We start from the raw sequence: 13,978 nt of genomic DNA, 5'->3' as shown, positions 1-13,978 counted from the left end.
CCTCTCATATCGCTCGACATGTGAGAGGCTCAGGTAGAATTGGGTATTAATGGTTGCAGGATCAACCCCTTAACTTATAAGGAGCTGATAGATGCTCTTTAAAGCTCCGGCTTAAGGAGTTGCTTTAGGAACATTCCTCGAATGGCTCAATACTCCAAGGCACGTTTCTACCACTCAGTTCGCCCAGATGACCTCATACGTCTCTTTGGGAGTTCCTGTAGGCCAGTCGATTAAGACGCTGCCGCTCCTTCTCGGAAGGGCTCAGAGGGCGTCGTGGGGTCTTCTTGCTGGCCTTCGCGAGGGCATGAAGGGCCGCTTGACGGTTGTCTTTCTCGCGTTCTATCAGATGAACTACGGCAGCCTGTACGGACACACCCTCAAAGCCTAAGCCCTCAAGTTCAAGCCAGCGTTTAACGATTAAGTGACGCAGTTTGACACTGTAGCCAGTGATAAGCGTAAAGGTCAGCTCTTTGTCGAGGATGACCATAGGCTGAGCTTTGTTCTGACTATTCTGGTAGCTGGTCTCGACGAAGGAGGACGCGTCAGTCTTGACGACTCCTATTAAGCCCAACTCTTCGAGCATCTTCCGAGCGTCCTTCAGAATACGGTCATGCCGCTTGCCGGTGATCTCAGCGATCTCCAAGGACGACATACCGGGCAAACCGTTGAGGGTCGTTGGGGTTATCGCCCCAGCCTTGGTGATTTTCTCGAAGGTAGTTAGGGTGATGTTGTTCATCTCGTATTTCCTTTTAGTTTGCCGCCTTGTTCGCATCCACAGCCCGAACCGAAGACCCGCGATAAGGGCTTTCAGGCAGCAGCAAGGAAGCAAACTAAACGAACTTCGGTGATCGACCATGCGATTGGTCGGTGAGGTGAGACGGAGTGTCTCGGCGTAGGTGAGGGTTTTTAATTCTGGTTCAACATTGGTCTAAAAGTGGAGCGACCTCTGTGAGGACATCAGAACTTTACGACCCTGAAAGTAATGGAGTCTTGGTCGAAAGACCAGTTCCCTACTTAAAGGACTCATAAAGGAAAAACGAAGGGAGTAGGTGAAAAGAACAATTACAAAGTCTACTTGTGGGTCCATCAGCAGGTGTCCTTTAAGGTATTCTTATACATGCGGCCGTAATTCAATTGGCACCAAAAGTCCGAAGGTCATTATGCAACTTGGCTAATACGCTGGCACTCGGCTGCGTCAGTTCGTCGATGTCTTCCCAGTCGTGATTCCCTGCTTCATACGTATCGGCCATTTCGTGGATAAGTGATTGGGGTCTTGCCTTCATCATGTACGGGATAATCAGCTCAACAGCCTTGACGTATCTCCTTGCGTGCCGTTCCGCTATTTGAAGAACATCCTCAACCGATTCCGCTGTGACTTTTTCGAGCCCCACAAGAAGGGTTGCAATGTTCCGAACAGACAAGGGCATAGACTTTCCACTCGATCCACTGGGGCGGTCATGCCAGTCAAGTCGTGCGACACCTTCAACTATGTCCAAGGCAAACACTGGATAACGACCGTAACGAGTGGTGGAACCAATATAGGAAAAGAAGGGGTTAGCTATGGACTTCGGTGGTCTGCCTCGATTGCTGGAGGCGGTGCTGCGGAGTCGATCTGAAACGACGGTCATGGTGGCTCCTTCACAATGCCGGAAACACGGGATGTGTTCTCTCGGGATAGTGAGGGTTTTTGCAGGCCACGGTTTATAAGGGCTGTAGAGGAGCCCATTTGACGTATCTCACGTCATCCAAACCACGCTCCTCCTTGGAATCTGCAAGGTCAAGCCCCTGCGGGTTCAGAGAATTCGACACAGGAACGCCTTCAGCTCATCAAATACCCTTAGACGACTGGATGGTCTGACGTGGAGGAACCGTAGGAGCCAGTCTCGCGGATAGACGGTAGGACGTCTTCGGTCACCCAGCGCCTGAAAGGTTCTGACTGTAGTGCGCCGCCTCGGAGGAGCATTTGATAGGCTTAAGACTCACTGAGCATTGCCAGTGTTGAACGCATCTGGCGACCCAGCGAGTCAGGAGCCGGACTGATGGTAGTATTTGGCAGTAGTCCCCGAGAGTCAGGCGCAAACCCTTTTGGCCGTCCTTGGACTGTCTGTAGCACATCACGGCCCCTGAAGGGTCCTTCAAGCCAGCCGCTGAGGCTAAATCCATGCGAATGAAGATCAATGTGGGTGTTCGGGATGACCCACGAGGACATTAAGTTAGATGCCCACGGGGTCCCGTTAACTATCGGCGTTCTGGTTGACCAAGAATCTGCACGACATAACAGCAGCCGGTGAGTGTCAGACCTATCAGGCCAGGCAACGCCGCCATCGCACAGTAACCAATCGCCCTATTCAAGTTTTGCTTGAGGTAGTAGGAAGGGATTGCCCATCCATCAAAACTTTGCCAAACAGATAGACCCACATAAACCAAAAGGCTGCCTACAAGGCCGACCAATAAAAGTGCTGTTGAAACTGCCAGAGCTTTCCGAAGCGTAATCATCCGATTGATACCTCCATGTATGGGCTTCCACCAAGCAAACCACGAAGCATCTCAGCGATCACCTCAACGGGAACGCCAGAGCCGTATGTATCAAACGTAATGGTTCCTGAAGCGTGTCCCATGACAGCCTGAGCGTAAGTTGTAGGAACCCCCTTGGCCTGCATGAGGGAAGCCAACGAGTGACGTAATGAGTGGAACGTCAGCCCCTTCGTAAACGTGTCTCCCAGAGCTGCCGGAATGGCCTGTTGGTTTGCCCACTCACCGGCTGTCTTGTAGCCAATCTGGGCCAACGCTTCTGACCCTGAGAGCTTGCACGCCTCGACATATCGCAAGAAGGCCGCAAGATCGAACCCGTAGGCACCATCAGTCAACGGCACCAGTCGCTCGCTACGCTTGTTCTTAATGGACTTGCCTTCACCAACCTCGTTGATGTGGATGACCGTGACACCTGATTCAAGCGTCTGGATATCACTCGTGGTTAACTGAGAGATCTCGTTGAGACGTCCACCAGTGACACCCCCGAGACTGAGGAGCCATCGCTTCCACAGGGTCTCTGGAAGGTTGCTTGCGTAATCCATCACCTTGGTCACCTGAGCCTGAGAGAACGCCTTACGCGTCGACTCAAGCCCCCTCGTGAGCTTCAGCTTCTTGTCATAGGTCTTAGTCAGATGACCATTCTCAACAGCCCAAGTAAGAACAGCCGAGAGCTTCACAATCAATTTGTTGACCGTCGAAGGCATGCGACCCTCAGAGAGACGATCACGCAGAGCCACAAGGTCCTCACGCGAGTGGCTCCGAAGATCCAACCCACCCAGAGACGCGGAGAGTGTCCGGTGGCAAATCTTGGTTTCCTTGAGGGTCGATGCCTTCTGATCCTGAGCGCGGTCCGCCAAGTAGAGTGCTGAGAGAGCCTCAAAGGTGAGTGCAGGAGCCTTTACAGATAAGGGCATGGACACGCCGTTCACGTGCTTCAACGTTGGCTCAGGGTTACCCTCAAGGTCCCTTATGATCTTCACCAGTGGCACTGAGTCGCCCTGCAGTCGAACCTGAGCAGCAGCCATCATGTCTTTAGCTTTGATCACATGTTCATGCTGATCGACGTTGAGGGACATCGTTGCGGCAATCTCCGTCAGGTTCGTCTTAACGTCTTCGTACAGGTCACCCCAGTCACGCAGGGAGTGGACATCATGAACACACGACAGCAGATCCTCAGCCATCCACAGCAGATGCTCGCGAAGCTCTTTCCAAGTGGCCTCAGGGTGATCCAAATGGAATGACCTAATGGTCTCGGCAAGTCGTCGTGAAGCGTCCATAGCGGCCTTTCTGTCAGTGGTCTTGAGTGAAACGGAGGTGGCCTGCGTGGTGCTGCCTGTCTCTCTGAGACGCAGATAGTAAATCCCGTTACGCCTGTAGTGATAGGGCTTAGCGAGTCTTGTGGTCGGCCTAAGGGAGACAGCAGAGTTTGTGACAGCACTTGTAACAGGATAGAGCTTGGAAGTGGTCATCATGGCGTTGGGGTCCCGGAATCATTGGGTGGAACCCTTACGTCCTGTAGTTCTGGATGTACTGCCGCGAGGATCTGCGCAAGCTCAAGCGGATTACCTTGTTGTGGGATTACATCCGCGCGGTTACTGAGCAGAACCAAGGTCTGTTGATGGGGGAAAGTCGGGAGATGCTGTTCGTCGATTAGTTGGCGTTCACCTCATCCAACTCCAGCATCAACCCGCTCAAGCGTTTGACCTTGCGCCGCACCGCCTCTTCAAATACGCCGGAACGAGGTTCGATCAGGGTGAACCAGTTTTTGGCCCGGGTAATCCCGGTGTAGATCAACTCCTTGGTGAGTACAGGGTTCAAGGCATCCGGCAGAATCAACGCCGTATGAGCAAATTCCGAGCCCTGGGATTTGTGCACCGTCATGGCGTACACGGTTTCGACATCATTGAGCCGGCTCGGCAGAACAAAACGTACGCCGCCCTGACCATCATTTCGCGGGAACGCCACACGCAGCACCTGCTTCCCAGCCTCTGGCCCCTCGCGTTCCGGCAGCTTGAGGGCAATGCCGATGTCGCCATTCATCAAACCCAGACCATAGTCGTTGCGAGTCATCAGCACTGGCCGACCTTCGTACCACTGCTGGTCGCTGTCGATCAGTCGAGCCTTGAGCAGCTCGGCGGTCACGCGTTGATTCAAACCTTCCACGCCCCAAGGTCCTTTACGTACAGCGCATAACAATTGGAAGGCGTCGAAAGCTTGCAATACCTGGCGAGCCCAATCGGTCCAGCAGGGGTCATCAAGCGTGCTGTCGAGCGATGGCCGCAGGCTGCGCAAGAGACTCAGGTAATGGCGATAACCCTGTGGCCCCTCGCTATGCCCCTCAAGCAGCAAGCGTTCCAACGCCCGGTCCTGTTCCCCCTTGAGGGGCAGGGAGAAGACGTCGTTATGGCTTCGAGCTGCCAACAACTGGCGGGCTTCCTCGGGTTGCTGCTGGTTGACCCAACGAGCCAGCTGGCCGATGCCGCTGCCCTCGCCGAACCGACGTGAATGACGCAGCATCACAACTTGCTGGGCCAGTGGGTGAGTGCCCTGGGTGTCTTCCTGCAAACCGCAAGCATCCAGGTTTTCACCACTGACCGCTTGCAGCCACAGGCGAGTCTGTGGACTGTACCAACCGGCCTCGGCGTCGCGGCACAGGTCGCCCAGCACGGCGCCGGCCTCCACCGATGCCAGTTGATCCTTGTCACCGAGCAGCACCAGACGGGCATGGGCCGGTAACGCATCGAGCAGGTTGGCCATCATCTCCAGATCGATCATCGAGGCTTCGTCCACCACCAGCACATCCAGCGGTAAGCGATTACCGGCGTGATGACGGAAATGTCGAGTACCGGGTCGACTGCCGAGCAGACGGTGCACAGTGGTGACATCCGACGGGATCTTCACTCGTACGGCTTCATCGACTTCCAGGGTTCTGACCTGTTGACTAATGGACTCCGTCAGTCGGGCGGCCGCCTTGCCGGTGGGTGCTGCAAGACGGATTCGCAACGGCTTGCCGGCCTCCACTGCCGGTGCTTGGAGCAACGCCAGCAAACGCACGACTGTCGTCGTCTTGCCGGTCCCCGGACCACCGGTAACGATGCTGAATGCGCTACGGGTGGCAAGGGCGCAGGCGAGTTTCTGCCAGTCAATCACTTCGCCAGGCTTGGCTGGCCCGAACAAGCGGGTGAGGCGCTGGGACAAATCATCCGGCGTGGATTCGTGTTCCACCAGACGTTGGCGCAGCGAGGTGTCGATACGCCGCTCGTAAGCCCAGTAACGACGCAAGTACAGGCGTTTGCCCGACAACACCAATGGCCGATGCTGAGCCGCCTCGCGACCGTCGACCGCCAAAGCGACCAGACTGCTGGAGGCCAGGACCTTGCACCAATGGGCACCGTCCAGCGCCTCAAGCAATTGCGACGGCAACAACATCGCGCCACTTTGCAGATCACATTCTGGTGGCAGCGACAGGGCGAAGTCCGGCTCCTTGAGCGTCTCGAACACGTCCAGGCACACATGACCGTGGCCCAGTTGATGACTGGCCAACGCAGCGGCCAGCAGCACCAGCGGATCATCGCCGGGAGCGAGCTCATGAAGAAAAGCAACGAAGGCTTTGTCCAACGCTCGCAGCCAGCCGCGCTCAACCCAGCGCGTCAACAACAGCAACAAGTCTTCGGCGCGACTCAACGGCGCCAGATCCGCCAGGCTTTCGGCTGTCAATGAAGTGGGCAGCAAATCAGCGAAGGTGCGACTCATAACAAAACTCCCTGTTCCCAGGCGGTTTCGGCCTTGGGTTCTGGCTTGCCCTGGAACAGCCGGTCCAGACGTTCGATCAGCGCTCTTGGAGGACGGGCGAAATACACGCCCTGGCTGCAAGCGCGGGTACCGCGCAGGAACAGGTACAGCGCACCACCGACATGCCGGTCGTAATCGTAATCGGCAAGTCGCGCCTTGAGCTGGCGATGCAAGGCCAACAGATACAGCACGTATTGCAGGTCGTAACGGTTGTCGAGAATCGACTGCTCCATGGCCTGCTCGGTATAGGCCGCATCATCGACGCCCAGCCAGTTGGATTTGTAGTCGGCGACGTAGTAGCGGCCGTCGTGCTCGAATGTCAGGTCGATGAACCCTTTGAACATGCCATTGAGCAACACTGGCTCGGCAGCTACCCGGGCCACGCCGTTATGGGTGTATTGACGCACAAGCTCATCGAGTTTGAGCACATCGACCTTATGACTGGCGAACCAGAACTCCATCTCGATGCGGTATTGGGTGAGCTGCTTGAATACCACAGGGGCCTGTCCGCCGCCGATATGCAGCGGGGACGCAAGCAGATGCAGCAGCCAGTCGTTCAGGGCGGTTATCCAGCCCTCCCAGCCACGTCGATTGCAACGACGGGCAATCGCGTCTTCCACCGCTTGCGGCGTGGCGGCAAAACCTTCGCTACCGGCCCACTCGAGCAAACCATGGAGAAAGGTGCCGGGGTTCGGCCCACGAGGGAATCGATGGATATCCGCGCCGCCGGCCACCACGTCTCGTGGTGCTTGCGGATCGAGGCGCTCGTCGTCGAATAGCTTTTGCGCCTGTGGGCTTTCCGGCGCTTCATCAGTGCCCACGCTCATGCTGTCGCCAATGCGCAGGGCACTGTAGGAAGCAATCCACCAGTTTTCGCTGGCCTTGCGTTTGGGTATCAGCGGAGCCAGCAACGTTGCATCGTTGTGCGGCGGATGATAGTGCTCGACAGTCGCTTCAGGCATTTCACCGTAGTTCAACGCGGCACAATCCTGCTGCAGGTCTTCCAGCCAACGCTTCAAACCTGCCGACTCGGCCAATGGTACTCCGCCGCCCAGCAGATAACCCAATGCTGATAGGTGCAGCACCGAGCGGTTGTTATTGCCGCGTTTGAGATCAGTCACTCCGAGCCAGCAGGCGTGTTGCGCCCGGGTCAAGGCCACGTAAAGCAAGCGCAGATCCTCGGCAAGACGCTCATCATCCGCCTGAACTATCAACTCGGCCGTCGGCGTCAAGGTCACTTGAGCCTTGCCCGTGGCGTCGTGGTAATGCAACGGTAGACGGCTGCCATCCACCGGTTTCGCCGAGCAAATGAATGGCAGGAACACCAAGGGATACTCAAGCCCCTTGGACTTGTGAATGGTCACGACTTTGACCAGTTGTTCGTCACTCTCCAGTCGCAGGATTTGCTCTTCGCCGGCCTGACCGGACAGCGCCAGATGCTCGGACAAATGACGGATCAGCGCTTGCTCACCATCGAGTTCGGCGGCCGCCTGTTGCAGCAATTCGGACAGGTGCAGCAAATTGGTCAGCACCCGCTCGCCGTCACTGCGCATGATCAATGTCTGTGGCAGCTGGAAGTCATGCAGCAATCGCCGCAGCATGGGCAACACGCCCTGCTTGCGCCAGAGCTCGCGATAATGGCGGAACTGCATGACCCGCGCTTCCCACGCCAGTTCATCCTGATTCAGCCGTTCCAGTTCAGCCAACGACAGGTTCAACGTGATGCAGGCCAACGCGGCCCGCAGCGGGCGCTCGACATCCGGCTCGGCGCAGGCCTTGAGCCAGGTCAGCAGATCGTGGGCCTCCTGGGCGGCAAACACCGAGTCCTTGTCCGATAGATAGACGCTGCGCACGCCCCGCGCGGAGAGCTCGCCACGCACAGCCTGGGCTTCTTTACCGTCGCGGACCAGAATCGCGATATCCGCTGGCAGCAGCCCTCTGAAGTCCTTGTCGTCCTGTTTGAAACCCGCCCGGTTTTCTTGACCGCCATTGAGCAAAGCGGTGATTTCACTGGCGCAGGCAGCGGCGAGTTGTTGTCGGTACGCCGCGCCGGACAACGGTTGATCGGCAGGCAGGTGCCAGATGTTCAGGGCGGGCACGACCTGGCCATCAATGTGCAGAACTTCTTTGCGTCCTTGGGAGTCGACGGGCAGGAACGGTACCGGGTTTTCGCCATTCTTTTCACGAAACAGGAACGCGCCGCGCCCGGACTCTCGAGACTCTGCACGCTCAAACACATGGTTCACGGCATTGACCATGCCATGGCTGGATCGGAAATTGGTGCCCAGGGTATGCAGGCGGCCAGCAGTGGCCTGGCGGGCGCGCAGGTAGGTATAAATGTCGGCACCGCGGAATGCGTAGATCGCTTGCTTGGGGTCACCGATCAGGAACAGACCGCATTCGGGATTGTTGTCTTCGATGCGATAGATGCTCTCGAAGATCCGGTACTGCACTGGATCGGTGTCCTGGAACTCGTCGATCAACGCCACCGGAAACTGCTCACGAATCAGGGTCGCCAGCCGTTCACCGCCATCGGACTGCAACGCTGCATCGAGGCGCAGCAACATGTCATCGAAGCCCATCTCCGCGCGGCGACGCTTTTCTTCCTCGAAGCGTGTACCGACCCACTGGGCGGCGTGTTGCAGCACCGCGGCATCAGGCGTCGGCAATCCATCGAGACGGCTCTTGAGGCCGGGCATGGCATCCAGCCCAGGATGACTGGGTGCTTCGCCCTTCCAGGCTTGCGCCATACCCTCGGGCGTCAGCCGTGTGAAGCCGGTGCCGATATCCAGTTGCTCAAGGGATTCGTCTTCAGCCCAGGCCTTGATCTTTTCGAACCAGGGCTCGAAATAGCGCGCCTGCATTTTTCGACCATCGACACTTTTGCTCGCAACACCCTGGTGGCAGATGGAAAGCAATTCGTCTGCCCACTGGCGCCAGGGCATCTTGAGCTCGAGCAAGGCTGCCCGTCGCTCTTGCAGACACGCGGTGATCAGTTCGGCAGGGGCTTTACCTTCAACACCGTCTCGCTCACTGGCGAACAAACCACGTACTCGCGGCAGCAATGCTGCTGGACCGCCCCAATTTCCGCGCACCCAGTTCAGCGCATCGCCTTGCATCGGGTAGCAAAACAGACGCCAGTAATCGCGCAGGACTTCGCCCAGCAAATCGCTGTGATCGGTTTCCAGGGATTGTGTAAACAGGCTGCCACTGTCGAACGCGTGCTCGCGCAACATGCGCTGGCACCAACTGTGGATGGTTGAAACTGCCGCCTCGTCCATCCACTGCGCGGCGATGTCCAGGCGATTCGCGCACCCGGACCATTGCTCGGGTAAGTATTCGTTACGAAGTTCCGCGATAAGGCTATCGGGCGCCGGTGTTTCATCACGGAAAAACCGTGCAGCTTCAGCAAGACGCGTGCGGATACGTTCGCGCAATTCTTTGGTCGCCGCATCGGTGAACGTCACAACGAGGATTTGCGGCGGCAACAGTTCACGCCCGAAGCCGCTCGACTCTGCGCCGTGGCCAAGGACCAGGCGCAGATACAGTGCGGAAATGGTGAAGGTCTTGCCGGTCCCGGCGCTCGCTTCGATCAATTGGCTGCCGCGCAGGGGAAATGCCAAGGCCAGAGGTTTTGTGGTCATGCGCGTGCCTCCTCGCTGCTCAATGAACGCCAAGGGGCTTCAAGCAACGGCCGGTACAACGCGTTGCACCAATCCGGAAACGTTTCGTCTGCGGTAAGCGAATCGAAGTCGGCGAATTGCCGGGCGAGTGCCGGGCTTTCGCGACGCTCGCCGTCGGTGGTCAGGCCATCGCCTTCATAGGCCTTGCGGGCTGCGGTCTGAGCGTTGACCGGGTCAGTTTGCCCAAGCCATGCGAAGCCGGTCTTCGACGCAATCGGCAGGGGTTGACGCATGCCCGTTTGCCAAGCCATCAACAGGTCGCCCAGAACCCGCAACGCGGCATCCTCCTCCATCGGACCGAGCAGCAGACTGTCGTCACTGGCCACCAACGCGGTGGTCATCGCCATACCACTGGCGCAGGCAACCAGATGATTGACCCATGGCCGTGTCAGCCGATGCCATTTGCGCGACTTGATTGAACCGATACTGTTGGGGATGGTAGTGACCGATAGCAAACCACCATCCGCACGTTGATGCAGGCCGCTGAGCCAACCTTCCAGGCGCAGCCCCTGCAACTCCAGATTCACTGGCAGCGCGTTGGTGAGTGGCGTTGGCCATAACGCCAAAAGCTGCTGGTAACGCTGCAACAGATCCGGCAACGGTTCGATCAACTCTCGCTGAAGGCATTCGCCGAATCCGGCCATAGGCAGAAGCCCACTGTTTTGCAGGCGTTTTGCCTGCGCTTCCAGTATCTGATCGGTGTTATCCAGATGTCCCAGCGCCGCTTCGAGCAAGCTGTCGCTGAGGCTGTAACGTTGCAACGCGTCGAGTACAAATGGCTCTTCATCAGCCAAGGGCACTTCAGCCGCTTCGAAGTACACCTTCAGTCGTTGACTGAAGAAATGTCGCACAGGATTACGCAGGAAGTCCTGCAGTTGACCGAGACTCAGCGGCTCCTCCTGAATGTAGGGATCAAGGACCTCGATATCGGTCGACGGCTCACTGGTTTGATGCAGCACCTGCCATTCGTTCGCGTAGCTGAACAAATCATCGCCTTCATGGAAGTAACGGGCGCTGAACGGTTGCAGTGGATGTTCCTGAGTAATGGCCTCAAGAAGCTCTTCGTCGACATCATGCAGTTGCCAGCCGCTGGCCAGATGATCTCGCAATTGGCCAATCAGTACCGACGCAGGGCGCTCACTGTTATCGCGAATGCTGCGACCGACCCAGCTGATATAGAGTTGGTCACGTGCCGACAATAGCGCTTCCAACAGCAGATAGCGGTCATCTTCGCGTCGAGAGCGATCGCCAGGGCGGTAATCACTGCCCATGAGGTCGAAGTCCAGTGGCGGTTGGGCGCGCGGGTAGTCCCCGTCGTTCATGCCCAGCAGGCAGACCAGTTTGAACGGGATCGCTCGCATGGGCATCAAGGTGCAGAAGTTAACCGCACCGGCCAGAAAGCGCTGGGACAGACGGCCTTGGTCGAGGCCGGCGAGCCAGGCTTCACGGACCACGGTCAACGGCAGTTCATCATGCAAGCCAACTGACTCGCACGTCTCAAGCCAGGTTTCACGCAGCTCTTCGAGTTGGGCCAGCACGTAGTCGTCATGCTCGTTACTGGCCAGGAAAAACAACTGAACCAGTGCGTGCAATCGAAAGCCCCATTGTTTGGGAGCTGCGGGTAGAGAGAGCTCCTGGTGGGCAATCTCCAATGCGTCCAGCAGCGCGACCAAAGGCCCAATGAGCGCGGCATCCAGCCCCCCGATCTCGTCGTAGGGTTCGATACCCTCGTAGGCACTGGCACTGCCCACGGCATAACCGAGCAGCATCCGTCGCAGGCCAAAACGCCAACTGTTTTGTTCCAGCTCGCCCGGTAGACCGAGACCCGCGCGCTGCTGGGCATTCATGCCCCAGCGGATGCCAGCGCCTTCGATCCAACGGTGCAGGGTCGGCAGATCACGTTCCTCTACACCGAAGCGAGCACGTAGTGCAGGCACATCCAGCAGATCGAGGATCTCGCTCACGGGGAAACGGCTGTCGGGAAGTTTGAGCAGATGTTCGATAGCAATCAGTAACGGATCACGACCACGCTGGCCTTGATCTGCGAGCGTGAAGGGAATGAAACGTGGATCGTGGCGTTCAAGCTGAGCAAATACCGCTCGAATAGGCGGTGCGTAACTGTCGATGTCCGGGACCATCACGATCACATCGCGAGGCCTTAAGTCCGGATCAGCACTGAAGTGTGCGAGCAACTGGTCGTGCAGGATCTCCACTTCGCGCTGGGCGCTATGGGCAATGTGAAAACGGATCGACTCGTCCTTAGCCGGGTCGACAGCGGGCCAGCGCTCGCGAGTCTCGTTCAAGGGACGCAACTCAAGAATGTCGTCCTGCAATTGATTGAGCATGTTCTGTGGCTGGCTATCGCTGAACAGGTCAATACGGCCATCGCGGAATGCCGAGCGATAGCTGTTGGGATCGTCGTAGCTGTCGAGCAGATTGATATAGTCCCGCCCCTGCTTGCCCCACGCAGCCAGCAGTGGATGGGCATGCTGGTGAAGAGTTTGCGGGTCGAGCACAACCGGCATTCCGCTCTTGCGCGCCTGACGCTTGTATTGATGCCGCAACAGGTCTTTATCGGCGACGATGTCTGCCCAATGGTGACGACACGGGTTGTGTACGCAGAGCAGAACCTGGCTGAAGCGAGCCAGCCCCGCCAGTGCTTCCAGGGCTTGAGCAGGCAGTGAGGAAATCCCGAAAACGATTACCCGTGAAGGCAATCCGCTGGGGGCTGCGTCGAGGCTGTTGATACGCTCGATAAACCGTTGATGGACGCCGGCTCGGCTTTGCGCCATGCCTTGTTCCCCCACATCCAGCAACAGCGCTCGCCATAACTCTGCCTGCCAGCAGTTCGCCGGGGTCAGAGATTTGGTTTCGCCTCTGCCATTTCGTAATTGATGACGACCTTCGGCCCAGTCTTCAAGCCAGTCGGCCCGATACACCTGGTATTGGTCAAACAAATCCGCCAGCCGCTCGGCCAACTGATAGCGTTTGCGTAAATCGGTGTCATGAGTCAAGAAGCGCTGCAGCGGTTCGAAGTGCGGTTGATTGATCAACTGCGGAAGCAGACGCATCAGACGCCAGGTCAAGGGCGCTTTATCAAGCAGGGATTTGACCGGGATTTCGTCACGTCCAAGCACCATGCGATAAAGCTGCCACATGAAGCTACCTGGTAACTGCACGTCGATTGCTGCTGCGATTCCGCAGCCGCCCATGTCATCGTCTTCAGGGTCTTCTGCCAGTGCCAGCTTCAGCCATTGGGCGATGCCGTTGCTCTGAACAAGGGCAATTTCATTTTCCAAGGGAGCCAACGGGTAACGCCGCATCCAGCCGACCACCAGGCTGCGCAACTCGTCCAGGCGGTTGCCGTGAACCACCATAAAACCAGCACTTAGGGACGTCGCATCCGGCATAAAGGCTTCCTTGGGAAAATACAAAAGCTAGGGCCCAACCTTAGCATTGTCGGGAGACCGTGACAGCTGGGAGCCGTCCGCAAATGCTGTGCGAACTTTCCTTGGGGCCAAACAAAACCCCTACCTGCATACGCAGATAGGGGTTTCGGAATTTAATCTTGACGATGACCTACTCTCACATGGGGAAACCCCACACTACCATCGGCGATGCATCGTTTCACTGCTGAGTTCGGGATGGNGGAATTTAATCTTGACGATGACCTACTCTCACATGGGGAAACCCCACACTACCATCGGCGATGCATCGTTTCACTGCTGAGTTCGGGATGGGATCAGGTGGTTCCAATGCTCTATGGTCGTCAAGAAATTCGGGTACTGAGTCGCGGCCAGTCGGCCTCGCTTCAGCAAATTGGGTATGTGATAGCTTTCGGTGTTTTGTGAGATTCGAACTTTCGGTTCATCTCGTCTTCACACACCGCAATCTGATGCTCTTTCGAGTGGTCAAATTGCTTGGGTGTTATATGGTCAAGCCTCACGGGCAATTAGTATTGGTTAGCTCAA

General features: G+C 57.2%; 7 protein-coding genes, 1 rRNA gene and 1 pseudogene. 1 reads left to right on the top strand and 8 read right to left on the bottom strand.

Going from position 1 to position 13,978, the window contains the following annotated elements:
• Positions 1-193: 193 nt before the first annotated feature.
• The 4 genes from ACXPVS_RS26110 to ACXPVS_RS26095 form a co-directional block, all read right to left on the bottom strand.
• The gene (locus ACXPVS_RS26110) at positions 194-736 is read right to left on the bottom strand and encodes a Rha family transcriptional regulator (protein WP_458512471.1); all 543 of its coding nucleotides are present in this window, start codon (positions 734-736) and stop codon (positions 194-196) included.
• Between the two features lie 394 nt (positions 737-1,130).
• A complete protein-coding gene (locus ACXPVS_RS26105) occupies positions 1,131-1,628 on the bottom strand; it encodes a hypothetical protein (protein WP_458512470.1) in 498 nt (165 codons plus the stop codon).
• Between the two features lie 610 nt (positions 1,629-2,238).
• The gene (locus ACXPVS_RS26100) at positions 2,239-2,496 is read right to left on the bottom strand and encodes a hypothetical protein (RefSeq protein ID WP_458512469.1); all 258 of its coding nucleotides are present in this window, start codon (positions 2,494-2,496) and stop codon (positions 2,239-2,241) included.
• Positions 2,493-4,004: a tyrosine-type recombinase/integrase gene (locus ACXPVS_RS26095; RefSeq protein WP_458512468.1), complete on the bottom strand. Its 1,512-nt coding sequence runs from the start codon at positions 4,002-4,004 to the stop codon at positions 2,493-2,495. Before ACXPVS_RS26095 ends, ACXPVS_RS26100 begins: the two co-directional genes overlap by 4 nt.
• Positions 4,005-4,051: 47 nt before the next feature.
• On the opposite strand from ACXPVS_RS26095, the pseudogene ACXPVS_RS26090 reads away from it, so the two are divergent.
• Positions 4,052-4,186: pseudogene (locus ACXPVS_RS26090) on the top strand (LysR family transcriptional regulator); the annotation flags it as partial.
• Here the strand turns inward: ACXPVS_RS26090 and recD are convergent.
• From recD to rrf, 4 genes are all read right to left on the bottom strand, one after another.
• Complete coding sequence (gene recD, locus ACXPVS_RS26085) at positions 4,183-6,285, bottom strand: exodeoxyribonuclease V subunit alpha (RefSeq protein ID WP_458512467.1); 2,103 nt, start codon at positions 6,283-6,285, stop codon at positions 4,183-4,185. The pseudogene ACXPVS_RS26090 and the gene recD overlap by 4 nt on opposite strands.
• Positions 6,282-9,968, bottom strand: coding sequence for an exodeoxyribonuclease V subunit beta (recB, locus tag ACXPVS_RS26080; protein ID WP_458512466.1), 3,687 nt, complete (start codon positions 9,966-9,968; stop codon positions 6,282-6,284). The genes recD and recB overlap by 4 nt, the downstream gene beginning before the upstream one ends.
• A complete protein-coding gene (recC, locus tag ACXPVS_RS26075) occupies positions 9,965-13,417 on the bottom strand; it encodes an exodeoxyribonuclease V subunit gamma (protein ID WP_458512465.1) in 3,453 nt (1,150 codons plus the stop codon). The genes recB and recC overlap by 4 nt, the downstream gene beginning before the upstream one ends.
• A gap of 248 nt (positions 13,418-13,665) precedes the next feature.
• Positions 13,666-13,781, bottom strand: a 5S ribosomal RNA gene (gene rrf / locus ACXPVS_RS26070).
• Positions 13,782-13,978 lie beyond the last annotated feature (197 nt).

Source organism: Pseudomonas sp. Ma2-10 (genome assembly GCF_054330215.1).
Note: the sequence above shows the minus strand (reverse complement) of the source record. Positions and strands in the feature narration are given on the sequence as shown.